A 24,870-nucleotide genomic window follows, 5' to 3' on the forward strand; every position below is an offset into this window, starting at 1 on the left:
CAGAGAAGCGTGGAATGATCGCGAGGCCGATGAACGGCCTCGGGGCCGTCTGCGGTGTTTATCGGGCGAGCGCTTTAGCGCTCACCCATTGGCCGTGGAATCCTTCGTGCACGCGGCACGGGAATTTCACGACGGCGACGGGGCCGGCACTCAAGCGCAGCGCATCCAGAATCACGAGGTCTGTCCGGTTTTCCGCGCGGCGTCCCACCATGCTGAGCAGCCACCCGTCGCCTTCGGCCGCGTCGGCACTGCGCGGCACGAAGTGGGGCTCTTCGGGGGACGAGTCCGCGCCGGCATACCAGAAGTCGAGCTTGCCGGCCGCTTCGTCGAGGTGCGCGAGACACGTGAACGGCGGCCCTTTGGGACCCCACGGCAGCATCGGTCCCAGGTCTGTGTTGGAGGTCCCGAACCAGTAATGCCGCGTGCGTTTCATGGCGTAGCGAGGGTCGATGGCCGGCATTTCGCCTACATGCTCGATGAACCGCTTCACTTCGAAGCCGTCGTGCGGGAGGCTGAGTTCCAGCGTCCAGCGCTCTCCGAACGGCGGCTTTTCTTCTGCCGACGGGTCGTGCAGATCCGGAAACTGGCTGAGCCATCCGGACTCCGTAATGAAGTGTTCGAGATGAAGCCGCGTGCCGTGCGGACCGTCCTCTTCCCATGCGTTGAACGTGTGCGTCTGAAAAACCGGCCGCGCGCTCCTGAACCAGCGGATCTTGCCGACGCCTTCGCGGCGCGGGATTACGGCGACCCAGGTGGTGCGGGTGTTGTCCCAGTGCCAGTACGGCTCGCCGCGCTGGATGCGCGCGAGTTCGCTCGTCATCGGGCAGATGACGAAAGCGATGTAGTGGCGCGACACGAGCATGTCGTGGACCATCGAGCAATAGGGCGCCTTGAAGCGTTCGGTGCGGGCCAACGTGCCTTCGGGGGCGATCGTGTAAATCTCGATCCACGGGTCCGGTACGCCTTCCGTGTTGTAGCCGAACGCGATGCACTCGCCTGTCTCGGGGTCCAGCTTGGGGTGCGCCGTGAAGGTGCGGCTCTTGAGTGCGCCGTTGAAGTCGCGTTCGCCGAGCGTTTCGAGCGTCTCGGGATCGAGTTCGTAAGGACGGCCCGACTCCTTCAACGCGTAGAGCTTGCCGTGATGCCAGAGCACCGAGGTGTTGGCCGTGTTGTTGTCGCAGCCGGCCACTTCCGGCGAATCGGTAAACGAGTTGCGATAGGCGCCGAACAACGCGCGCCGGGCCTGTCGTTCCCGCTGGAATTTTTCCGTGCGCACGTAGCGCGTCTTCAGATCCGCGTGCCCGTTCTCGAAGCGCACGCAGTGCACCATGCCGTCGCCATTGAGAAAGATGTCCTTGCCGTGCAGCGGCGGATAGCAGTGGTCTGCGCTGTTGCGGAAGTACGCTCCGTTCAGAGCGGCCGGAATCTGGCCGATGACTTCCAGATCGTGCACGTCGGCTTCGATGCGCACAGGGGCGGCGTAACCGCGGAACACGATATCGTCCGGAAACTGCAGACCGGGGGTAAGCGCAGTGGAATCCATGAATGGCTCTCTGTGGTGATGGGTAAATCAGACGAACATCGCGAGCATGCCGAGCGCGTCGGCGGGGCGCGGCACGCTGAAGCTGACGTCGCGCCAGTCCGACGCGGCCGGGCGCGCGAGACAGCGTTGGTGCCAGTCCTGTAGCCGGGGCCACGGGGCGAGCGAAATCGCGCATTGAGGGGCGAGGTCCATGACCGTTGCCACGTTGAGATCGGCTACGGTGAAGCGCTCGCCCAGTAGCCAGGGTTGCCGGCTCAAGTGCTGGTCGAGCACGGTCCATGGGCGTGCCAGCTTGCGCAGCGCGATGGCGGCCTCTGCTTCGCGGCGTCCTTCGGGGGCGAACAGTGTGCGGTTGACACTGGCGAGCAACAGCGGCTTTTCCACCTCCGTCACGACCCAGAAGCTCCACTGCGTGGCGAGCGCGTCTTCGCGCCAGTCTTTGGGTCCCACGTCGTCGCCGTAGCGGCGGGCGAGGTACAGATTGATCGCCATCGATTCGTAGATCACGAAGTCATCGTCGCGCAGCACCGGCACGCGGCCGTTGGGATTGATGGCGAGGAATTCCGGCGTGTGGGTGCTGCCGTCGAGGAAGTCGACCGGCTCGTGCCGAAAGGCGACGCCCAATTCCTTGAGCATCCAGATCGAGCGATGAGCGCGCGAGGCCATCGCGCCGTAGAGCGTGAGCATTCGTCGTCTCCTTGTCGTTCAGGCTTGCGCGCCCGCGAGCGTTGCGCGGTGGCGCATCTGGCTGCGCACTTGCGACATCAGCGCGACGGCCAGCAGCGCCATGGCGCATGCCACCGCGCCAAGACCGGCGTAGCCGGCGGTCTGCACCACGACACCGCCGAGTGCAGGACCGATGCAGGAGCCCGCCATCGTCATCGCCGGGGTGGCCGCGGCAGCGCGGCCCGTGCTGTCCAGCCGGTTCATGAGGCCGAAGAGGAACGTGTGCGTGAAGATCACGACCGACACGAACAGCGACGACGCGACGGCGTAAGGCCAGAATGTGGCGCTGTTCGACAGCGTGAGGGCGAGCGCGGCCTGCACCATGGGCCCGGCCGCGCCCACCGCTACCGACGAGATGCGCCGTTGCCACCAGGCCGCGAGCAATCCCGGCAGCAGGTTGACGAGTCCCATCACGATCAGCACGCCGTGAACCTTCTCTGCGCCAAAGCCGTGGGCGATGCCGATGCGCTCCATGAAGCTGAACACCATGGCCTGGGTGAGCGTCAGGCAGATCACCACGCCGATCAGCAGCCGCGCAGCGGCCGGTACCTGCGCGGACGATTCGCGCGCAGTTGCCGTGTCGGCACGAGGCACTTTCGGAAAGGCGACGAACGACACCAGTGCCACGAAAGCCATCAGGGCCGCAAAGATTTCGAAGAGGAAGGTGGACCCTCCCTTTGCGATCCAGCCCGGCATGATGCCGAGAAACAGCAGGGCGAAGAGCCCCATGGCCGCGTTCACGAGACCGAACATGCGATGAGGATTGGCGCTGCGCCCGATACACCCGTGCGTGAACGACAGGGCCGTCCCCACGCCGAAGCCTGCGCTGGCGTGACAGAGCGCAACGGCCGCGAAGCTTTCCGGCGCCATCGGCCAGTAGCTTGCCAGCGCGAAGCTCGCAGCTGCGAGACCAAAGCCGCAACTCGTCGCGAGGCGATGCGCAAGGCGGTTGAAGAGGCGCGCGCTGATGACGCTGGCAACCAGCGCGCCGAGCATGAACAGCGTGACGGTGAGACCCGCCTGAGCCGGAGGGAAGCGATGGTGCTGCATCAGGGCGCCAACCCACAGCGGCAAGGCCACCATGTCGATCATGCCGATGACGTGGGCCAGGGTCAGGACGGCCCGGCCTGCGGGCGTGTCGGGGGTGCTCATGCGCGTCTCCATGGTGGACCGCCGTCTGGAAGCGGTCTTGTTGTTGTCCGGTGCCGTGACCGGATGGGTGCAGGAGCAGATGTTAGGAAGGTGCAGCTACAAAGAAAAACACTTCTTATCGTTGATTTGCATCAACGCTATCGATACCTTTGGAGGCTCTCCGTTACTCCACCTACGGTGTTTCATGCGCCTCGATCGATTCGACCTCAATCTGCTCATTGCGCTGGAGGCGTTGCTGGAAGAACGCAATGTCACGCGCGCCGCGGCCCGCATGCACGTGGGGCAATCCGCAGCCAGCGCCGCGTTGGGACGCCTGCGCGATCACTTTGGTGACGAGCTGCTGATGCCGGTGGGACGCCGGCTCGTGCTGAGTCCTCTCGCGCAGACGCTTGTCCAGCCGGTGCGCGACACGCTGCGCCAGGCGAGAGAAACGCTTGCGTACCGCACCGGGTTCGATCCGGCACAGGCGCAATGCCGCTTCCGCGTGGGTGCGTCGGACTACGTCACGACCGTGCTGCTGGCTGGGCTGATGCAGACCCTGGCCGTTGAAGCGCCAGGCGTGGTACTCGACATCCGCAATCCGCCGGCTTCGCTGGAAAGCGCGATGGAGCAGGCCATGGTCGACCTGCTCGTCATGCCGCAGCAATACGCGCGTCCGTTGCCTTTTCCTCAGGAGGCTTTATTCGAGGACGAGCATGCGTGTCTGCTCTGGTCGGGACACGTGTTGGCGGATAAGCCAATGAGGTTCGAAGACTACGTGGGGCTCGGGCACGTAGCCGTGCGTTTCGGCGACGCACGCAGCATGACGTTCGAGGACTGGTTCCTGCCGCGCTACGGGCAACAGCGGCGCATCGAAGCGACGGTGGACAACTTCAGCACGCTCGGTTACCTGGTAGTGGGAACGCAGCGCGTGGCGACGCTTCACTGGCGCATGGCCGTGCACTTTGCGCAGCATCTGCCCGTCGTGGTGCGAGACGTGCCTGTCGATATGCCGCGCGTGGTCGAGACGATGGTCTGGCCACATCACCTTGACCAGGACCCGGCGCATGGCTGGCTGAGGAGGCGGATCGCGGAATTCGCCGCTACGTTGCCGATGCCGCGCGGTCAGTCCGGCGTGTAGTGGTCGCGCGGTGGTCGCGCGTGCAGGCGAGGGCAATCCGCTGGCCGATACTTTTTGCAGGGCGCTGCCGAAGTCGATTGGTCGGTGATGGCGTTATTCCGCAATAACGTGTTCCGGCTATACGGCGGGATAACGAAATTGAGGGGCTTTCTTTCAATCCGTACAACATCGTGGAGCGTGCCGGGCTGATGTTGTTCGAGGGTAGTCCAGAACATCGCGAGTACCTGCTTGTACGAAACCCATTTTTTGGGGCACCGATGTCAACCGATAGCTGACCAGACTTGCGTTAAAGCGATAGCTGACTTCTAGCGTCAAGTTTCGCTTTATGCGTCACGCTTGTCGAATAAAGCAAAAGCAGACAAAAACTAAGCCATAAGTTGATCGTCAGGTTAAGTGTGTGGCCCGGTGCGGTAGACGCTGAATAAACCAAAAACATGTAATAATTTGCGGAAATAAAGCAAAAGGTGGGGTTGATTGAGTTTCGACGCAAGATGTTGATTTGTAGTGGTATTTTATGTGAGCAATTTACTGAATAAAGCAGATATTGAGCGTTCTGCGATCGTAACGCGCTGGTGGCAACGCTCCAACGGGTTCTTAAGCAAAATGTGGTGCCCCCGAGCTTCGGCGGGGCGGGTTTCCGAACTACGACACAAGAGAGCCACATCGAGGCGCATGCTGCCACGCCAGCAAGGCAAACGAATCTTGCGAAATGCCTCTCCAAGATGAAGCGCGGCACTTCGTCGGTCATGGGCCAGGTGGAGCGCGCTCTTGTCCATGTGTTCTACTTGTCGAACGCAGACCTGGAAAATCAGTTTCATCAAAAGCTGCCACTGCAAAGCGCTGATTGTCAACGATAGAGAAGCTGAAGTCGGCTGTCCGCTTCCGGCCGCGCCCCGACCGACGATACCGCCTCGACTCAAAAGTAAACGCGAGGCCATCGACGACTTGTTTCATCGAGTACGACAAACGTTGGATCAAAGTCCGGCATCCTGACTAGAGCGTAAGGCGCTGCAAGGCCGACACGAGGGGCCGGTGCACCGAATCGCACCGGCCCCTCGCACAGCCAGTTCAGCCGGGCCCGAAGGCTGACCAGAGCGCCCTCGACGGCTCAGTGTCCATTGAGACTACGTTCCCAGTTGCTTTGCAACGGACGCGTCACCAGGCAGACCGCTTGATCGAATATCAAGGCGCTCGAGTAAAGTCGAACGCGTTGGTCAGATCGCCCGTGGCTGGGCGGAAGCCCGCCAATGGCTTCAGGTTGAACCGCCTGGTAATGAACTTCAGGATTGAAGCCGTATCGTAGTAGGTGTGGTCGACATAACCCTTCTTCGCGTAAGGCGAGATCACGACGGCAGGGATACGTGAGCCGGGGCCCCAGCGATCGCCCGCGGGCGGTGCGACGTGGTCGAAGAAGCCGCCAAATTCGTCTGTCGTCACGATGATCGCCATATGCGCCCATTGCGGACTCTTCTGCAACGTGCTTATCACGTTGGCGAGGTCGGCATCGGCACTTTGCACGTCGGAGTAGCCGGGGTGCGCATTCAGGTTGCCCGCGGGCTTATAGAACGACACGGCAGGCAAGGTTCCGTTTGCCGCATCGCTCAGCATGTTCGTGGCATCTTGCAGGTGGTTTGCACGTTCGGCTTGCCCCTGCGGCGTGGTCGGGTCGAAGCGGCTGTAATAGTTGAATGGCTGATGATGAGGCTCGAAATCCGGTTGGCCCGGCGTTTCCGTCCAGATCAGCTTGTAGTTCTTGCTGTCACGTACGGTGAGGCCTTCGACCAGCGCATTGTTCCATTGACCGGCATACCATTTCCAATTAACGCCTGCCGTGGTCAGCGTGTCGCCGATGGTGGTGAATTTGCTGGAGTCGATCGGCGGCAGCACGGCGGAGCCCTCGTAGGCGTCGCCAGCGGGATTGGCCAGCCGTACATCCTGCCCGGGCGCCGAGGGCGCTGCACTTGGCTGATAGGGCGGTAGGATCGTATTGACCGCATAGCCGTCGGGGGTCACTGAGCCATCGTGAACAAATTTGACTTGCCCCTGATTCGCACTGGTCGGTGAGGTCGGATCGATCTGAAGCGCTTTGCCACTGGCGTCCACGGTCGCAATCTCGCTCGCCGGCGCGTTGGGGTAGGTTGGGGCGCAGGCGCACACGAGGTATTGGTGATTCAGGAAGGAGCCGCCAAACGCGCCCTGGAAGAAGTTATCGGCCAGCGTGTATTGCTGGGCGAGCTTATAAAGGCTCAAGCTCGAACCGTCGTAGTAGCCCATGACGTAGCCACCGCGGTTCGAGTAGGTGGCGAACATGTTGTTGGCGCCGCCATTGATCTGCATCTGGTGTTGATAGAAGCGATGGACAAGGTCTGGCCCGACCACGCTCATGGTGCTGTTGATCGGCGCCGCGTCCAGGCGGAAAGGCGCATTAGGCAAGGTGCTGACGAGACCCAGTGATGGATCGGTCTCACTTCCCCAGACGGCAGGCAGTTTCGTCAGCACGGTTTTGCCGTCGAAATTGACCTGGGCGTTCGAAACCGACACATTAGCAATGCCGTTCGCACCGGGGAAGTTGCCGAACAGATTGTCGAACGAGCGGTTTTCCAGATAGACGACCACAACGTTCTGGATTTTGTCGATGCTCGTCGCGGCCTGCGCAGTGGCAGGCGTGTCATTGCTAGAGCCGTTGCAGCCGGCCAGAGATACGAGCAGGACCGATGCAGCAACAGCGCTGCGAACAGCAAGGGTCAACGCTCGCAAACGATTCGCTTCCATGGTTAATGCCTTATTTTCTAGAAATAGTAAATGAGCGTGGCGATACTGCCCTCGCTCCCATCACCCCAAAGTGGACAAAAACGCCAAGCAGAACGGACGAATTAGCCGCGACGGCGAAGCTTATGCGTCGACCGTGACAATTTCGCAAAAAAACATTGGGGGGCTGTGAATAAATATGCAGACCTCCGGCTGAGCCGGGAATCCGAATGGTGACTACAAAATAAACTGATTCCTCTATCAGAATATTTTGATCACAACGCATTTTGATATTGTGCCTTCCGGAAATGTGGCTAATCACGAAGGCCTAATATCCATATAGGCAAGTTTCCGCAAAAAGAAATACTGATATCGCATCGCCCCTTCAGAATCCGGACGGTTCTCCGGGTACGTCCGGACATTCCGATTGGGGGATACATGCAGAAGACGACTCTTGCACGACTGCTGTGCGCGCTGACCTTCGTCGCCGTGCTCGGTGCGTGCGGCAGCAGCGCGGACGGCACGGGCAATTCGGGCAACCATAGCAACGGCAATTCCACGACGCCTGCGCAGCCCACGGCGAACCGCGCGCTCGTCATCGAACTCGACGGCTTCACTTACGCGGCATTGTCCACGGGCATCGCCAACGGTTCGCTGCCCAATCTCGCGAAACTGCACGCCACGCCTGCGTATAGCGGCGGCGTCAACGGCACGCCTACGCAACAGCCGAATCTCGACACGCCCGGCTGGGCCACGTTATTGACGGGCACGTGGGGCAATCGCCACCAGGTGCTGTCGGATCTGCCGAATCAGGCGCTTCAGGCGCCCACCGCGTTCGAGATGCTGAAGGCCGCGCATGCGGGCGCGCTCGGTGTGGCGGCCGGTTCGGCAGGACTCGCATCGCTGCTCGCGGCCGATCGCAACGCCGGCAACCTCGATACGCTCGCGAACTGCCAATCGGTCGACAGCTGCGTGACGCAGCAGAGCGTCGCGATGATCGACAACGGTTACGCGCTCGTCGTCGCGCAGTACCACTCGGCGCAGGACGCGGCATTGAACTACGGTCTCGGTGCGGCGGCCTACGCGGCCACGCTGAAGCAGCTCGACGCGGCCGTGGGCGCGCTCGTCGCTGAAACGGCGAAGCGGGCGAATGAAAACTGGCTGATCGTCGTCACGGGCGGCCACGGGTTGAACGCGGCGGGCGGCAACGATGGCTTGCCGCTGTTGCCCGAATCGACCACCTTCGTCGCGATGAACCAGCCCGACAACGGCCGGCTCGGCGGCACCACGCCGCCCACGTCGCTCGCCGATCTCCAGAAGCACGCGAGCATTGCCGACATCGCGCCGACCGTGCTCGCGCAGTTCCACGCGCAGCCGGCCTCGTCCGCCTACGGCATGGACGGCGGCGAGATCATCGGCGCGCAGCCCGTATCGCAGCTCGCCGCAACCACGAGCGCCGATGGCCAGAGTCTCGTGCTGTCGTGGGTGGCGCCCGCGACCGGCTCGATCACGCTGTGGCGTGCGGGCAAGCAGATCGCAACGCTGCCCGCCGGCACCACGAGCTACACCGACAGCCAGCTTGGCCTGACCGCGGCCGGCACCTACAGCTTCGACTACGTGGTGACAGCTGGCGGCGCGTCGGTCGCAGGCATCGAGCAGATCGCGTTCGTCCCGCCACCCCCACCGCCGCCCCCGCTTGCGACGACGCTGAAGAACGGCCTCGCGTCGTACTACCCGTTCGGCGCGCTGCCGGGCCTCGATTCACAGAACGCAAGCACGATGAGCCCGTTCGCTTCCGACGCGAACGGCGGCTCGCTGGCTACCGATCCGTTCGGCGGGCAGGGGTTGCAGGTGACGACCCAGACCGTCGATGCCAGCGGCTACGACGGCTACAAGCTCGTGCAGAACGCCGATATCGCGACGCAGCCGCAGTTCACGATCGGTATGTGGCTGAAGACGCCGTGTAGCGACGTCGTCAGCTACGGCACGCCGGTCTTCGCCAACAAGAACTGGCAGAGCGGCAAGAACCCGGGCATTGCGATCGGGTTGTTCCCGCAGGCGTCCGGTGCGTCGTCGGGCACCTGCAACATCCAGTACAACGCGGGCGACGGCACGAAGCGCAACGACCTGAAGACGATGAGCGTGACCGCCGGCAAGTGGGTGTACGCGGCCTTCGTGATCGACACCGTCGGCAGCACGATCACCGCGTACACGTTCGACCCCGTGATGGGCGAGCAGAAGCAGAGCACGCCGCTCACCGTGTCGCTCGCCGCGCTGCCAGGCCTCGGCACCAAGACCTTCGGCGTGAACGAAGACGGCACCGGCCAATACCACATGCTTGCCTGCGGCCAGCCGGCCAGTGCCTACAGCGGCGGCTACACCGTGGGCGCATGCACGACCGTTGCACCGAACGTCGAAAGCTTCTCGGACATTGCGATGTGGAACCGCGTCGTCACGGAAGCGGAGCTGCAATCCATCGCGGGCTCGGGCAAGCCGCTCTCCTCGATTCTTCACTGACGGAGTGCCCACATGAACGCGATCCCTCTGCGTCGCCGCGGCGGCACCTGCCGCATCCGTACCGTGCTCGCCGTCTGCGTGCTGGGTGGGCTGAGTGCGCTTGTTACCGGATGCGGCGGCAACGCCTCGGACAACGCTACCCCGAGCGCCGCAAACGCAAACGCGAACGCCGCGCTGGCGGGTGCCGGCGCGGCGAGCGCACCGGTACCAATCGTCGCGCTGCCTGGTGCCGGCCCATGCCCTGCATCCGGCACGACCGCGCTGCAGTCGCCTTCACTGAATTCCCAGTTGCGCTGCGCGCCGTGACGCGCACGCCTTTGCGAGACGACCTCTTTTCCCGATCATGACGCTCATCGACCGCCGTTCGTTTCTCCGTGCCGCCGCTGCCGGCACGGCCTTCGCCATGTTCCCGCCCGCGATCCGGCGCGCGCTCGCGATTCCGGCCCACAACCCGACCGGCACGATCAACGACGTCCAGCACGTCGTCATCTTCATGCAGGAAAACCGCTCGTTCGACCATTATTTCGGCACCATGCCCGGGGTGCGCGGCTTCGGCGATCGCCTGACGATTCCGCAGCCGGGCGGCGCGTCCGTCTGGCAACAGGGCGACGGCGCGCGCACCTTGCTGCCGTTCTATCTCGACAGCACGAAGGGCAACGCGCTGCTGGTCGGCGGCGCGCACTCGTGGACCGACGCGCATGCGGCCTGGGACAACGGCCGGATGACTGCGTGGCCCGCCTCGAAGGGCGAGATGTCGATGGGGTATCTGCTGCCGTCCGACCTGCCGTTCCACTTCGCGCTGGCGAATGCATTCACGATCTGCGACGCGTATCACTGCTCGTTGCACGGCGGCACGAACTCCAATCGCATCTTCCAATGGACCGGTACGAACGGCCCGACGGGGTCCAATACGGCGGTGGTGAACAACAACGGCTGGGACAGTCTCGGCGCGTCCGCCACGGGGCTGTCGTGGACCACGTATCCGGAACGCCTGCAGGCGGCGGGCGTGAGCTGGAAGGTCTACCAGAACATGCCGGACAACTACACCGACAATCCGCTTGCCGGTTTTGCGACCTTCCGCAAGGTCAACGAGACCGTGCCGGGTTCGCCGAATGCGCCGTATTCGTCCGCGATGGAAGCGCTGTCGCCGCTGTACAAGGGCATCGGCAACACGATGCCCGACGGCGGCTTCCTGCAGGCACTCGCAGACGACATCGCGGCCGGCCAGATGCCGCAGGTGAGCTGGATCGTGTCGCCGGCGGCGTACAGCGAGCATCCGGGTGTATCGACGCCGGGGCAAGGCGCGTACTACCTGCAGCGTCTGCTGGACACGCTCACCGCGAACCCGGACATCTGGAGCAAGACCGTGCTGTTCGTGAACTACGACGAGAACGACTGCTTCTTCGATCACATGCCGCCGCCGAACCCGCCGTCGCGCAACGCGGACGGGACGTACGCGGGCAAATCGACCGTGGCCACGCAGTACGAGTATTTCACCGTGCCGAACCCGCCCGGCGACGAGTCGCCGCTTGCGCCCGACGGTCGCCCGTACGGCCCGGGCCCGCGCGTGCCGATGTTCGTCGTCTCGCCGTGGAGCACGGGCGGCTGGGTCAACTCCGAAGTGTTCGACCATACGTCGGTGCTGCGCTTTCTCGAGCAGCGCTTCGGCGTGCAGGAACCGAATATCAGCGCGTGGCGCCGTGCGGTGTGCGGCGATCTGACCTCGGCCTTCAACTTCAGGAATCCGAATGCGAGCCCGGCGACGTCGCTGCCGGCGCCGAGCAAGGCTACGGCCGATGCGCAGAACACGCAGCAGAGCCTGTTGGGCGCAGTGCCTGTGCCGGTGGCCAGTGCGCAGCAGATGCCGACGCAGCCGCAGGGCACACGCCCGTCGCGCGCGCTGCCGTATGAGTTGCACACCAGCGCGAATGCCGACGTCGCGGGCGGCCTGCTGTGGCTGACGTTCAGCAATACGGGCACGGCAGGCGCGGTATTCCACGTGTACGACAGGTTGCATCTGGACCGCGCGCCCCGCCGTTACACGGTCGAAGCAGGCAAGCAGATTTCGGACGCCTGGAAGGCGGTTGCCGACGACGCGGGCAACTACGACCTCTGGGTGCTCGCACCGAACGGCTTTCTGCGCGAATTTCGGGGCAATGTGGCGAAGGCCGCGAGCGGACCGGCGGCGGAGATCCGCGTCTGCTACGACCCGGCGAACGACGCCGTGTACCTGACCATCATGAACGTCGGCAATGCGACGAGTCAGGTGACCGTTGCGTCGAACGCGTATCGCACGGATGGACCGTGGACCTACGCCGTGCCCGCCGGCATGCAGGTTGAGCCGTACTGGACGCTCGCCGCGTCGAGCGGCTGGTATGACTTCACGCTGACGGCCGAAAACGGCCTGGCGCGGCGCTATGCCGGCCGCGTGGAGACTGGGAAGGACAGCATCACGGACCCGGCGATGGGCTCGGCCTGAGGAAGACTGGGTAAAACTCACGCCGGTTCGCCGCAGCCCGCGACATTGGCGATGAATGCCGAGATGAGCCGCGTGCCGGCACGCGCGTCGAGGTAATACAGGTACTCGTGCATGGACGGCATGTCGTCGACGATGGCCACCGCGCGCAGATCCGGATGCGCGCCCACTTCGCCGCGCGGCATCAGCGTGCAGCCCATATCGCACCGGACTGCCTCGCGCACCGCTTCGCGGCTGCCCAGTTCGATCGCGTTCGGAGGCAGGTCGACGCCCGCCTGCTTCAGGACGTGCTCCATGAGTGCGCGTGTGCGGGAACCCGATTCGCGCAGCAACAGGGCGTGTCCGGCCAGTTCCGCGAGCGAGATCGCGTCGCGCAAAGCAAACGGATGAGAGGCGTGCACGACAGCGACGAGCGGGTCGTTCGCTATCGTGCGCCGCACGAAGCGCGGATCGTCATTCAGTTGCGACGACACGGCAATGTCGACGCGAAAATCGGCGAGTGCGTCGAGCACCTGTTGCGAGTTGCCAATTTCGATATTGATCCTGACGCCCGGGTACTGACGTCGGAACGCGGCTATCGAAGGCAGGATATAAAACGGGCCCGTCGTGCCGACGCGCAAGGTGCCGGTGCGCAACTCCTGTTCGTTGCGCAGCGCGAAGTCGATGTCGTTCTTGATCTGCAGCATCTGGCCGATCATCGGCATCAACGCGGCGCCCATGTCGCTCAAGTCGAGACGATTGCCGCGGCGATAGAAGAGCTCGACGCCATAATGACGCTCGAGTTGCTGGATGCGCGAGGTGATGGTGGGCTGGCTCACGTCGAGGCGCTTCGCAGCGGCGGTCACGCTGCCTTGACGAGCGGTTTCGTAGAAAGCGGCAGCAAGCAGCGCGAGCATGGTAGGGCCAAGGGAAAAATGCGTGGATATTACCGGGGACACATGACAAATGGATGCCAGCTGAATGTAAGGGTATGTCCGTGGCGGATCAGTCAGCCTGTGGATCACGTCCGACATCGCGGTAGCCAGCAGCACGCATCCCGATCGGCTTAGCGCTCGCGCCGCTCAGCGCCGGGACGGACAGGAACGGTGCCGCCAGACATCCTTCTGGCGCATCCCTAGATCGTGCCGTACAGCGCGCGCGGCCGGTCGCGCAGCGTACGCGACAGCACGTCCAACGCACGCGCGAGTTCTTCGCGCGACGTTGCACACGCAAGGTTCACGCGCACGCCGTGCTCGATGGTCTGGCGATCCACCGCGAACGCCGACGCGGGCATCGTGTTGACCCCACGCGCCAATGCATTCGCCGCGAAATCGTCCGAGCGCCATGGCTCCGGTACGCGCAGCCATATGAACATGCACGCGGGGTCGCTCTTCAGCAAGTCCCTCGGCAACAGCTCCCGCGCAAGTTCCTGGCGCGCCTGCAGTTCGGCGCGCTGCGCCTCGAGTATGGTCTGGGCGGTGCCGTCTTCGATCCACCGCGTGGTGACTAGCGTGGAGAGCGGAGCGGGCATCCACGCCGTCGTGCGGACCGCTTCGGCCGCGAGCGCTGCGCCATGCGGCGGCGTCAGCAGATAGCCTACGCGCAGGCCCGGCGCGAGAATCTTCGACGTCGAAGCCACATGGAAGGTCAACTCCGGGCACAGGCTCGCGATGGTGGGCAGCCGCTTGCGCAACAGCGGGCCATAAACGTCGTCCTCGATGATCGCGACGTGATGACGGCGCGCGATGTCGACGAGCGCGATGCGCCGCTCGAGGCTCATCGTGACCACGCCTGGATTCTGCAGGTTCGGCACCGTGAAGATCGCCTTCACGCGCATCCGCTTGCACGCGTCTTCCAGATGTCCGGGCAGCAGGCCGTCGTCGTCGCTTGGAATGCCGACCAGCTCGAACTGGAAGACAGGCGCCAGCGCTTTCAGCCCGTAGTAGGTGAGCTTGTCGGACAGGATCACACCTTCGTGTCCCATCAGACTGCTCAACACCGCATAGAGCCCGTGCTGCGCGCCGCTCGTTACGACGAGATTGTCCGCGAGCGGCGCGAAGCCGGGCGCCGCTATCCATTGGGCGCCGGCGGCACGCGCCCAGTCCGGTCCCTGGGGCGGCTGATACTCCTGGGTTTGCGCGAAGCGCGGGTCGCGCGCGATGGTTCCCATCGTGCGTGCAAGCTGCGCGAGAAATTCGCCGGTCGCGGGGCGGTTGACGGTGAGATCGATCACCGCGTTCGTTTCGCCGCCCGCCGCACTCGTGCCGCGCTGCTGCGTCGTCTTGACGGCGGGCATCGCACCGCCGGTCACGATCGAGCCGCGCCGCTTGCTTGCCACGATCAGTCCGCGCGCCTGCAGCTCCTTGTACGCCCTCGATACCGTCGACACGTTGATGCCCAGTTCCAGCGCCAGATCGCGCTGTGGCGGCAGCCGGCTGCCGGGCGGATAGCGCCCATTGCGCACCTGTTCCTCGAGGTTGCGCGACACCTCCAGATAAGTCGCCTGCCGTCCTTTTGTCTGGATCTTACCGTCTTGATTTGTGTGGTTCTCGTCAGCTTTCATGCAAGTAGTGGCTCCATACAAAACTCCGTCGGCCCGTTCGGCAGGTAGTCGTGGCAGGGGGCGCGATCGGGTAGCGAGTGCGGCGGCTGCGCGGCACGTGCGGCCATGGCGTGCACAATTCTGCCTGATATCCCGGTGCCATGATCCGGATTGTCCTGGAAACGTTGGCTCTCACACAAACGAATTAAATTTGCACACAAAATTTTGTTGTGTGAGTATGGACTCAAGGTTTTGTCCGGCCACGTCAACGACGCAACACGCACTGTAGTACAGGAGAAGACGCTCGTGATGGATCAGCACCCTCTCGTTCGCGCGCAGGTCGACGCCCGCCGCGTTCGGGCCTTCGTCACGCAGTCGCGCGCGCCAGACGGCAACAGCTGCCGACGCTTCCATGAATCCGCTACGTACGGGGTGAAATGATGGCCGACGTTGCTGTGATCGGTGCAGGCTTTGTCGGCTTGTCCTGCGCACACTGGCTGCTTCGGGACGGGCACCGCGTCACGCTGTTCGATCCGCAAGGCCCGGGCGAGGGCGCATCGTACGGTAACGCCGGCACGTTCGCGAACTACGCGTGCATCCCGGTGAACAATCCGGATGTCTTCCGCAACCTGCCACGTTTCCTGTTTTCGCCGCAGAGTCCGCTGCGGATTCGTTGGGGGTATCTGCCGAGGCTTACCCCGTGGCTTGCGCGTTTTCTGCTGAGCTCGACACCGCGTCGCTATGAGCGGAGTGCGACGGCGCTCGCCAGCCTGCTGTCGCGCGCTTTCGAAGGCTATCGCGAGATGCTCGCGACCGATGCGCTCGCTAGCTTCGTGCGCGAAGGCGAATGCCTGTACCTGTACTCGAACGAAGCGTCGTTCCAGGCGGCGCAGCGATCGCTCGCGCTACGCCGCTCGCTTGGTGTGCAGTTCCAGACGCTCGGCCGCGAGCGTATCCAGCAGCTTGAGCCGAATCTCGCACCGATCTTCCTGCACGGCACGCTCTTTTCCGGAAGCTGGTATCTGAGCGATCCGCGTGCATTCCTGCAGGCATTGCACGCGGCGATGACGCGCCAGGGCCTCGTACACGAGCGCGTTGCGATCGAACGGGTGGAACCGCGGCCGCATGGCGTGCGGCTTGTTGACACCACGGGCCGCGTGTTCGATGCGGCCCGCACTGTTATCTGCGCCGGCGCCTTGTCGAAGCGATTCGCGCGGCAATGCGGCGACACGGTGCCGCTCGATACCGAACGCGGTTACCACGTGCGCTTTCCCGGCACGTCGAACCTGATTTCCCGCCCGTGTGGCTGGGCCGAACGAGGCTTTTACATGACGCCGATGACGGGTGGCATCCGCGCCGCGGGCACCGTCGAACTGGGCGGCTACGGGCCGGAACGCAACGCGGCGCTGCTGAATCTGCTCAGAACGTCGGCGCGCGAGGCGCTGCCCAGCCTCACACGACCGGACGCGGATTGGCTGGGCTTCCGGCCCACTTTGCCGGACGGTCTGCCGGTGATCGGACCGTCGAGCGCGTCGAGGCATGTCGTGTACGCGTTCGGGCATCAGCACGTCGGCGTTACGCTGGGCGGAGTGACTGGCAGCGTGGTGGCCGATCTGGTGGCCGGTCGCGCGAGCCCGATCGATCTGCAGCCCTACAGCCCACGCCGTTTTTGAACCAGGCAGCTTTCGCGGGCCTCGCTTTCAACCACCGCAACAGCCATCACAAAGAGGAAACACCATGAACCGCCGCAACCTGGTATCAGCACTCGCGCTTGCCGCGCTGTGCGTCAACGCGCCGTCGTACGGCGCGAATCCCGAGATCGTCAAGATCGGTTTCGCAGGACCGCTTACCGGACCGGTGGCGCGGGTCGGCAAGGACCTGCAGTACGGAGCGCAGCTCGCGCTGGACGAGGAAAACGCGAAGCACCCAACGGTGGCCGGCAAGCCCGTCAAGTTCGTGCTCGACGTGCAGGACGATCAGGGCGACCCGCGTATGGCGATCCAGGCCGGGCAGAAGCTCGTGGACGACGGCGTGGTGGGCGTGATCGGCCACTACAACTCCGGGTGCAGCATTCCGGCTTCTGCGATCTATCACACCGCCAACGTTGCGATGATCACGCCGGGCTCCACCAACCCTGCGCTCACGCAACAGGGTTTCGCGAATGTGTTCCGCACGATGGGCAACGACGGCGTGGGCGGCGTAATCGCCGGACGGTTCGCAGTGGAGCAGTTGAAGGCGAAGCGCATCGGCATCATCGACGACCGTACCGCGTTCGGTCAGGGGCTTGCCGACGCCTTCGCGAAAGGCGTGAAGGAGGCGAACGGCAACGTTGTGGACCGCGAGTTCACCAACGACAAGGCCGTGGATTTCCGCGCGATCCTGACGACGCTGAAGCAGAAGAACATCGATATGATTTTCTTCGGCGGTCTGGACGAGCAGGGCGCAATGCTGGTCAAGCAGATGCGCTCGCTCGGCATGCCGACGCAACTGTTCGGCGCGGGCGCGTTGAAGAGCAACGCTTTCCTGCAGATCGCGGGCAGCTCGGGCGAGGGCACCCAGGACCTGGAGCCGGGCCCGGCACTCGACAAGCTGCCGTCCGCGCAGGATTTTGCGAAGCGCTACAAGGTACGTTTCAATCAGGATGTCGAGCTGTATGCGCCGTTCGCCTACGACGCCGCGCTGGCGATGATCAAGGCGATCCAGCAGGCCAACTCGATTGATCGCGCGAAGATCGTCGCCGCGCTGCCGAAGGTGACGGTGACGGGCGTGACGGGCAAGATCGAATTCGATCCGTATGGCGACCTGATCAAACCGCCTTACACGCTGTTCCAGGTGCAACAGGGGCAGTGGAAGAGCCTGCGGACCGTGGGAGGCAATGGCGCCTGACGGGTTCTCGCACGAAAACGCCACCATCGCGCGCCAGACGCTCGGCCGGGCATTACGTCGACGCGTTCGGGCGCGTTTCGCGCCTGACTGCGGCCGCCTGCCGAGGCAGGCGCGCGAGCCGGGCCCTGGTTGCGTGCAGACAGCCGGTCGCCGGCACTGACAAAGCCAACACCCGCTTCGGCGCGTCGCTGTCCCCGCCGGGCGATGTGTGAATCATATAGCGTGGTTCATGTACGAAGTCCCGGACAGCTCCGGGAACATCTACGGTGCGACGGGACATTCATCCGAAACCTTGAACACATCAACCGCGTGCCAGAGAAGGCTTGCCTGTTCGTTCATCGAGTGGGCAGCGGCTGATGCCTGCTCAACCAGCGCAGCGTTCTGCTGTGTGACCTCGTCGAGCTGCTCCACTGCCGAATTCACCTGCTCGATAGCTGCCCCTTCGGTGCGCAAACCGACCCGCGATCAGCTCCAGTGTGGACGTCTTGCCTGCGCCTGCGTAGGCCTTGATCTTGAGCATCTCGCCGGCTTCCGCTGCGGCGAGCGCTATCTGCTGTTCGTTGGTTGGCGAGAAGGTAGTCATGGGACTGGTGAGACTGGGATGACCCGGACATTCTTGCCCGCAATGCCCGCGCTGGAATGAACAAATCCTGCTCAAAACGCACTGCTTTCGGGCCGCCGGCGAGGAATTGCGACCGGCGGCCCGACCGTCATGCGAGAGCGGCTAGAACCTTCGGCGAGAACGGGTCGGCAGTGGCGTGCAGCGTGTCGACACGTGCACTGCCGGCCACCAGTGTGCGGGGATCGATCCTGATGACATCGACTGTTTTGCCTCCGCGCGCCGGTTCAGGCGAAGTCGTGTAACGGTTGCCCCGCGCGATATAGTCGTGGATGTTCGGCGACAGGCGGTACTCGAAATCGCCCGTTGCGTCGCTGGCGACGAGGCGCAACGCGCTGAGCGGCAACGAACGGAGATCGTTGTCGAGCACCCGGTTGAGGACGACGTCACGAACTGCGGCCGAGGCAACGGGACTGGCGTATTCCGTGTCCGTGTGCCGCAGTTGCAGAATCGCGAGCCACGGCTCGCGCGCCGTAAAGACCACGCGGTATTCCATGACGCTGGGTCTGCCGGTTTCGTCCGGGTAGAGCGTGGTGAAGTTGGGTAGCGCAGCGCTACCCAACCTCACTCAATTGCCGTTACGCAACCCATCTGGCAAACGAATGCCGGTGTCGATCACCTCGAGACCCGGCACAGTGGCGGGCACGAGATTGCTGGCCGTATTGAATGGGCCATCCGTGCCTGCAAACTGATCGCCTCGGGCGCCGTTCGCCGCAGCGGATGACTGCATGTCCGACGTTGCTCCATACATCGGTGACGTGCTCGACACGATTGCCTGTGCCCAGGCAAGCACGCCCCTATACCCGGCGGCGCTTTCGCCGGCCGGGGCATTTGACGAAGCGGGCGTGCCGGGCGTATCTGTGGCACCTGATGTACCCGAAGGACGGGACGGGCTCGTCGGTATGACTGTCGGCGGGATCGTGACCGGTGCAGCGCTCGCGTAGACGAAGTGGTTGCCGGCCGCGATCGTCGATGGCGCGTTGCTGGCCATGGTCGCCCCGTACACGTCGGCGCCGCCGGAGATCAACCCGCCAACGGCGTTGCTCGAGGGGCTGGCCGAATAAACCAGCCAACGGCCGTTCGGCGTGGATAGCGCGTTGGTGCCCGCATTGTTGACGAAGCTCGTGCCGGCGAGCGAGAGGGCGTCGCCGCTTGAGCTCGAGGTGAGTCCCGCGTTGAGCGTCAGCACATTGCCAGCCACCAGGCTCAGTCGGCCGGCCACCGAAACGGCGCTATTCACGGTGATGTCGTTCGTCGCCTGCAACGTGATGCTGGAGCCCGCACCGGCGGCCACGGCCAGTTGAGCAGGGCTGACGGTTACATCGGCCATGCTGCCGCTTGCCAGGTTGCCGAGATTGGACGGATCGGCCACCAGCCAGACCATACCGTTCTGGCCTTGCGAAAGAACGACGTAGTTGCCATTGGCGAGCGGGTTCACGCCGTAGGACCCATCCCCGGTGGGGCGGCCGACGTAATCACCGGCGGAACTGCCGACGAGGGAATTCGCGCTGGAGAGGGTGCCGGTGACGCCGCTCGTGCGGCTGCCCCAGGTGACGGCTCCCCTGCCGGCGTTCCATGAGCTGCTGTTCACCACATAGTTGCCGTTGGCGAGGGTTGTGATGCCGTTGTTGCCGACATAATCGCCAGCGGTACTGCCGACGAGCGAGTTGGCGCTGGAGACGACACCCACGACGCCGCTCGTGCCGCTGCCCCAGGTGACGGCGCCCATGCCGCCGTTCCAAGCGGAGCTGCTGACCACATAGTTGCCGTTGGCGAGCGGCGTGATGCCGTCGTGGCCGACGGAATCGTCGACGTTGCTGCCGACGAGCGAGTTGGCGCTGGAGACGACACCCACGACGCCGCCCGTGCCGCTACCCCAGGTGGCGGCGCCGACGCCGCCGGCCCAGTTGGCGCTGTCCACCACATAGTTGCCATTGGCGAGCGCCGTGACGCCGCTGTTGCCGACAAAATCGCCAGCGTTGCTGCCGACAAGCGAGTTGGCGCTGGAGACGACACCCACGACGCCGCTCGTGCCGCTACCCCAGGTGGCGGCGCCCGTGCTGCCGTTCCAGTTGCCGCTGCTGACCACATAGTTACCGTTGGCGAGCGCCGTGGCGCCGCCGTTACCGACATTATCGCGAGCGTTGCTGCCGACGAGCGAGTTGGCGCTGGAGACGACACCCACGACGCCGCTCGTGCCGCTACCCCATGTGGCGGCGCCCCTGCCGCCGTTCCAGCTGCCGCTGCTGACCACGTAGTTGCCGTTGGTGAGCGCCGTGACGCCGCCGTTGGTGCCGACATAATCGCCAGCGGCACTGCCGACGAGCGAGTTCGCGCTGGAGACGATACCCGCGACGCCGCCCGTGCCGCTGCCCCAGGTGACGGCTCCCGTGTTGGTGCTCCATCCGCTGCTGTCCACGACGTAGTTGCCGTTAGTGAGCGCCGTAATGCCGCCGTTGCCGACATAATCGCCAGAAGTACTGCCGACGAGCGAGTTCGCGCTGGAGACGACACCCACGACGCCGTCCGTGCCGCTGCCCCAGGTAACGGCTCCCTTGCTGCGGCTCCAGTTGGAGCTGCCCACCACATAGTTGCCGTTGGTGAGCAAGTCGATCCGGTCGGAGCCGACGCTATCGCCGGTGGAACTGCCTACGAGGGAATTTGCGCCGGACACGGTGCCCGTGATGCCGCTGGTGCCGCTGCCCCAGGTGACGGCGCCCATGCCGCGGTTCCAATAGGGACTATCCACCACATAGTTGCCGTTGGCGAGCGCCGTGATGCCGTAGACGCCGACGCTATCGCCGGTGGCGCTGCCGACGAGCGAATTGGCGCTGGAGATGGTGCCGGTGACGCCGCTCGTGCCGCTGCCCCAGGTCACGGCGCCCGTGCCGGCGCTCCATCCGGTGCTGTCCACTACATAGTTACCGTTGGTGAGCGCCGTGACGCCGCTGGTGCCGACATAATCGCCAGCGCGGCTGCCGACGAGCGAGTTGGCGCTGGAGACGATACCCACGACGCCGCTCGTGCCGCTGCCCCAGGTTACGGCGCCCGTGCCGGCGCTCCATCCGCCGCTGTCCACTACATAGTTGCCGTTGGCGAGCGCCGTGATGCCGTAGGCGCCGACAGAATCGTTAGCGACGCTGCCGACGAGCGAATTGGCGCTGGAGACGGTGCCGGTGACGCCGCTCGTGCCGCTGCCCCAGGTCACGGCGCCCATCCTGCCGTTCCATGAGGAGCTGTCGACCACGTAGTTGCCGCCGGTCAGCGCTTTCACGCCGTTGTTGCCCACCTGGTCACCGGCATGACTGCCGGCGAGCGTCGAAATCAGCGCGCCGGTGCGGCCGTCGTAGAGATAGACGGCGCCCGCGGTAGAAGCCCCGAAGTTGTCCTGCGGCGAACTGACGACGATGTTCCCGTTCGACAGTTCGGTCACCCCGCCGCTGCCGTGTTGGTTGCCCGCAGCCGCGGCCGGATCGGCAAGATCCAGGTAGAACATCGACGAAGTAGGGCTCGCGTCGATCACGATGTTGGCCGGGTCATACAGGATCTGGCCGCCGGCGCCCACGCTGACGGTACCGGCCAGATTGAGCGTGCGTTTGGACGATACTTCGACGAAGCTGTCGTTGCCCGCGCGCGTCTGCCCGAAGTAGTTCGTGGTGCCATCCGACCAGACCGTGACGTGCGCACCGTCGCCGCCCGTCAGCGTTGTCGCGCCGTTCACTGCGACGCTCTGCGCGTTCGCGATGTCCGCATCCTGCCCGTGCGCACCGCCGCCCACGCGCAGGCTGCCGTTGTTACCCGTCGCGAGCTGCGCCCCGGCTAGCGTGACCGTCTGGCCGGCCACGGTCAGATCGGTCGTGCCTGTGAGCGCGCCCGAGATGAACGTATGCTCGCCGCCGTCAACCCGCACGCTCTTGCCGCTGACACGGCCACCGGCTGTCTGGACCAGCGCGTACGTCGCGGCAAGGTTCGCCGCGTCGGCGCTGATCGTGCCCGACTGCAGCACGCTGCGCGCGCTCACGTCGACCTGCCCGCCGGTCAGCGTGCCGCTGTTCTGCGCGGTGCCGTTAGTCGAATCGCCAAGCAGCCTGATCGTGCCGCCCTCGTTATCGACGTGGGCGGCCTCGATCACGCCGCTATTGTTCACGACGGCTGAAATCAGGCTGTTCGCGGCCTTGGCCGTGAGGACGACCGTGCCGCCGTCGGCTTTGATCAATTGCCGATTCTCGGCGAGTGCGTCGAGCGTACCCTGGTTCACCTTGATGCCGATCAGGCCATCGCCCGCGAAGTCGAGCGTGATGTCGCTGCCGGCGGCGAGCGCCACCGTGCCCAGCCTGGCGGCGATTGTGCCCTGGTTGCTGACTTGTCCCCCGAGCAGCGCGACGTAATCGCCGTTGATCGCCCCCTGGTTGACGACGCTGCCGGCCGTGCCCGTGAAGCGGAAGTTGCGGTTCAGGAAGTCGGCATCGGTGATGTTCTGCGTCGAGGCGACGAGCCCGCCGACGTTCACCTGCGCACCCTTGCCGAACAAGATCCCGTTCGGGTTGACGAGAAAGACCTGGCCGTTGGCGTTGAGCTTGCCGTAGATGGCGGAGGGGTCCGAGCCGACTACACGGTTGAGCGCGATGGCCGACTTGTTCGGTTGAACGAAGTTGACCGTCTCGGGCGCAGCGACGTTGAATGAATTCCAGTTGATGGCGAGGCTCTGGCTGCCCTGGCTTACCGTCATCGTGCTGCCGGCTTGACTGATCGTGCCGGAGCCCGCGCTGACCTGCCCGCCGACGGGCAGTCCATAGGCGTTGAGGGCCACGAGCGACACGATGGCGAGGGCGGCAGCCTTGAGCTTGCTGCCCTTGCCATGGGCCTTGGCGGTTTCGGGTACGGCGACCCAGGCATTGACGGTCTGATTCCAGACCAGACGGTAGGCATGGTTCATGGAATTCTCCTTAGAAGTATTTGATCGCTTGCAGCCAAGCGCGCGGGCTGCGGTCTCCGTCCGAGGTCGGGCGTGAGCCGGTGCGCCAGGCGACATCGGCCCGGATCAGCAGATTGCGCGGCAGGGTGTACGAAAGTCCGATGCCGGCGCCGGAGAGGCGGCGCCTGTTCTCGCCATCAGCGGTTATCGGCTGGTGGTTCAGATAGCCCTGGGCCGCGTCGAAGAAGGCGCTGGCCAGCCACCTCGAGCCGATCGCATAGCGCAACTCGAGCGTGCCGAGCCAGGCGTCGTCGCTCGGCGACTCGTCGCCCGAATAGGCGCGCACGGCGCCTTCGCCGCCGAGCACCATTTTTTCCGAGCTATCGAGATTGCCCATCGCATGCTGGGCGCGCAGTGAGGCGTAGAGCGAGAAACGACCGGGCAAGCTTTGCAGCCGGGAAAGCGCGAAGTTGAGCTTGTGGTAGCTGCCTTCGGTGTCGTGGCCGGCAAGGTCGAGCGCGCGCGTTTGCGCGTCGGGCGTCAGATTGCCGACCGAAAACGTCGCGCTCCATGCGGTGAAGCCGCCGCCCGCAAGTTGATCGAGGCGATCGCCAGAGACGCCCAGGTTCACGACGTTGACGATCTTATGCGACGAGGTGACGGTCGCATCGATGTCGTCGGTCAACGCCTTGTGGTCGAAGTCGAGCTGGACGTTGAGGTTGGTGAGGCGGCTCCGTACGACGGGATGAAGCACATAAAAGCTGCTGATATAGGCAGTGCCGTGCGCGTGCAGCGAGTCGAAGTCGCTCCCTAGCCGGTAGTGCATCGCGGAGAAGGCCGCCCCCAACTGGGTGCCGGCCGAGTTGACCGGTAACTGATAGGCGGCGCGGCCGTACTGCAGGCCGGTTGATACGACAGTATCGAGGGCGAGGAAATCGCCCATATGCAACGGGTCGGCGAGCACGACACTGCCGTCCAGGCGCGGGTGGCCGGTATAGCGATCGCCGTAGTTGTCGATGCCGAGGCTGCCGCTGACAGGCGGCGCGCCAGCGACGCGCACGTCGAGATCGGTCATGCCGACCGAGGCGCCGGGGCTGAGGGTCGAGCTTACCCGCACGCCCGGTACATCGCTGAGCAGCAGCAGGCTTCGTTCGAGATCGGGGCCGTTCAGGGCTTCGCCTTGCTTGATTGCCGACAGGTGTTTGGCGACCCTCGCTTCGGAAAGCCGCGACGTGTCCTCGATCGTAACTTTGCCGACACGGCCCTCGAGCACGGCGATTTCCACGGAACCGTCCTTGATGTCCTGGGCCGGAAGGTAGGCGCGCGCGAGCAGATGGCCGCGATCGTGGTAGTAGCGCGTAATGCGCTGGGCCAACTCGTCGAGTTGCGCGAGCGTCAGTTGCTTGCCGATCGAGTCGCTGACGAGTGCCAGGAGCTTGTCCTCGGAGTACACCGTGATGCCGGTGATGCGCACGCGCGTGACGGCGATCTGGGTGGTCGTATCAAGCGTAAGAGCTGGTCTCGCCGGGGCTTCGGGCAGTGCCTCGCTCGACCGGGGTGCCGCTTCGGGTACTGGCGCCGTGTTGTTGAGCAAGGTGCCGGCGTTAGGTAAAGGGGCGGCATAAGTCGCGCTGGCTGCCAGAGCGA

At 64.4% G+C, this 24,870-nt stretch carries 17 protein-coding genes; 6 read left to right on the forward strand and 11 right to left on the reverse strand.

Features of this window, described 5'->3' with window-relative positions; all coding sequences use genetic code 11:
* Positions 1-58: 58 nt before the first annotated feature.
* The 3 genes from PKKP23_RS26480 to PKKP23_RS26490 are packed head-to-tail and all read right to left on the reverse strand — an operon-like array spanning position 59 to position 3,421.
* Positions 59-1,543 (reverse strand): carotenoid oxygenase family protein, encoded by a 1,485-nt coding sequence (locus PKKP23_RS26480; RefSeq protein ID WP_126879069.1) that lies wholly within the window; start codon positions 1,541-1,543, stop codon positions 59-61.
* A gap of 27 nt (positions 1,544-1,570) precedes the next feature.
* Positions 1,571-2,230: a glutathione S-transferase family protein gene (locus PKKP23_RS26485; RefSeq protein ID WP_126879070.1), complete on the reverse strand. Its 660-nt coding sequence runs from the start codon at positions 2,228-2,230 to the stop codon at positions 1,571-1,573.
* A gap of 18 nt (positions 2,231-2,248) precedes the next feature.
* Complete coding sequence (locus PKKP23_RS26490; RefSeq protein WP_126879071.1) at positions 2,249-3,421, reverse strand: MFS transporter; 1,173 nt, start codon at positions 3,419-3,421, stop codon at positions 2,249-2,251.
* 184 nt (positions 3,422-3,605) lie between these two features.
* Here PKKP23_RS26490 and PKKP23_RS26495 point away from each other — a divergent pair, with 184 nt between their 5' ends.
* Positions 3,606-4,541 (forward strand): LysR family transcriptional regulator, encoded by a 936-nt coding sequence (locus PKKP23_RS26495; protein ID WP_161978146.1) that lies wholly within the window; start codon positions 3,606-3,608, stop codon positions 4,539-4,541.
* Positions 4,542-5,723: 1,182 nt separating this feature from the next.
* Here the strand turns inward: PKKP23_RS26495 and acpA are convergent.
* The gene (gene acpA / locus PKKP23_RS26500) at positions 5,724-7,313 is read right to left on the reverse strand and encodes an acid phosphatase (RefSeq protein WP_126879073.1); all 1,590 of its coding nucleotides are present in this window, start codon (positions 7,311-7,313) and stop codon (positions 5,724-5,726) included.
* 414 nt (positions 7,314-7,727) lie between these two features.
* On the opposite strand from acpA, the gene PKKP23_RS26505 reads away from it, so the two are divergent.
* From PKKP23_RS26505 to PKKP23_RS26515, 3 genes are read left to right on the forward strand one after another with little or no spacing between them, the layout of a single operon-like run.
* On the forward strand, positions 7,728-9,806 hold the full coding sequence (locus PKKP23_RS26505; protein WP_126879074.1) for a LamG domain-containing protein: 2,079 nt from the start codon (positions 7,728-7,730) through the stop codon (positions 9,804-9,806).
* Positions 9,807-9,818: 12 nt separating this feature from the next.
* Complete coding sequence (locus PKKP23_RS26510; protein WP_126879075.1) at positions 9,819-10,112, forward strand: hypothetical protein; 294 nt, start codon at positions 9,819-9,821, stop codon at positions 10,110-10,112.
* Positions 10,113-10,149: 37 nt separating this feature from the next.
* Complete coding sequence (locus tag PKKP23_RS26515) at positions 10,150-12,285, forward strand: phosphocholine-specific phospholipase C (protein ID WP_126879076.1); 2,136 nt, start codon at positions 10,150-10,152, stop codon at positions 12,283-12,285.
* 17 nt (positions 12,286-12,302) lie between these two features.
* On the opposite strand, the gene PKKP23_RS26520 is transcribed toward PKKP23_RS26515, so the two are convergent.
* From PKKP23_RS26520 to PKKP23_RS26530, 3 genes are all read right to left on the reverse strand, one after another.
* On the reverse strand, positions 12,303-13,295 hold the full coding sequence (locus tag PKKP23_RS26520; protein WP_338120179.1) for a LysR substrate-binding domain-containing protein: 993 nt from the start codon (positions 13,293-13,295) through the stop codon (positions 12,303-12,305).
* Between the two features lie 101 nt (positions 13,296-13,396).
* On the reverse strand, positions 13,397-14,824 hold the full coding sequence (locus PKKP23_RS26525) for an aminotransferase-like domain-containing protein (protein WP_126879077.1): 1,428 nt from the start codon (positions 14,822-14,824) through the stop codon (positions 13,397-13,399).
* A 171-nt stretch (positions 14,825-14,995) separates the two neighbouring features.
* Entirely contained in the window at positions 14,996-15,217 is a 222-nt protein-coding gene (locus PKKP23_RS26530) for a hypothetical protein (protein WP_126879078.1), read from the reverse strand.
* Positions 15,218-15,243: 26 nt separating this feature from the next.
* On the opposite strand from PKKP23_RS26530, the gene PKKP23_RS26535 reads away from it, so the two are divergent.
* Complete coding sequence (locus PKKP23_RS26535; RefSeq protein WP_126879091.1) at positions 15,244-16,476, forward strand: NAD(P)/FAD-dependent oxidoreductase; 1,233 nt, start codon at positions 15,244-15,246, stop codon at positions 16,474-16,476.
* 64 nt (positions 16,477-16,540) lie between these two features.
* Entirely contained in the window at positions 16,541-17,689 is a 1,149-nt protein-coding gene (locus tag PKKP23_RS26540; RefSeq protein WP_126879079.1) for a branched-chain amino acid ABC transporter substrate-binding protein, read from the forward strand.
* Positions 17,690-17,950: 261 nt separating this feature from the next.
* Here PKKP23_RS26540 and PKKP23_RS34215 read toward each other — a convergent pair whose 3' ends face one another.
* The 4 genes from PKKP23_RS34215 to PKKP23_RS26565 form a co-directional block, all read right to left on the reverse strand.
* Positions 17,951-18,100, reverse strand: coding sequence for a hypothetical protein (locus tag PKKP23_RS34215; RefSeq protein WP_168724602.1), 150 nt, complete (start codon positions 18,098-18,100; stop codon positions 17,951-17,953).
* A 299-nt stretch (positions 18,101-18,399) separates the two neighbouring features.
* Positions 18,400-18,876, reverse strand: a complete 477-nt coding sequence (locus PKKP23_RS26555; protein ID WP_126879081.1) for a hypothetical protein — start codon at positions 18,874-18,876, stop codon at positions 18,400-18,402.
* Positions 18,877-23,244 (reverse strand): beta strand repeat-containing protein, encoded by a 4,368-nt coding sequence (locus tag PKKP23_RS26560; protein WP_161978147.1) that lies wholly within the window; start codon positions 23,242-23,244, stop codon positions 18,877-18,879. It abuts the gene before it with no gap.
* A 10-nt stretch (positions 23,245-23,254) separates the two neighbouring features.
* Positions 23,255-24,817 carry a ShlB/FhaC/HecB family hemolysin secretion/activation protein gene (locus tag PKKP23_RS26565; RefSeq protein ID WP_240659150.1) on the reverse strand — a complete coding sequence of 521 codons (1,563 nt, stop codon included), beginning with the start codon at positions 24,815-24,817 and terminating at the stop codon, positions 23,255-23,257.
* Between the last annotated feature and the right edge of the window lie 53 nt (positions 24,818-24,870).

The organism is Paraburkholderia kururiensis JCM 10599 = LMG 19447 (assembly GCF_003986935.1).
In the GTDB taxonomy this organism is placed as follows: Bacteria; Pseudomonadota; Gammaproteobacteria; order Burkholderiales; family Burkholderiaceae; genus Paraburkholderia; species Paraburkholderia kururiensis.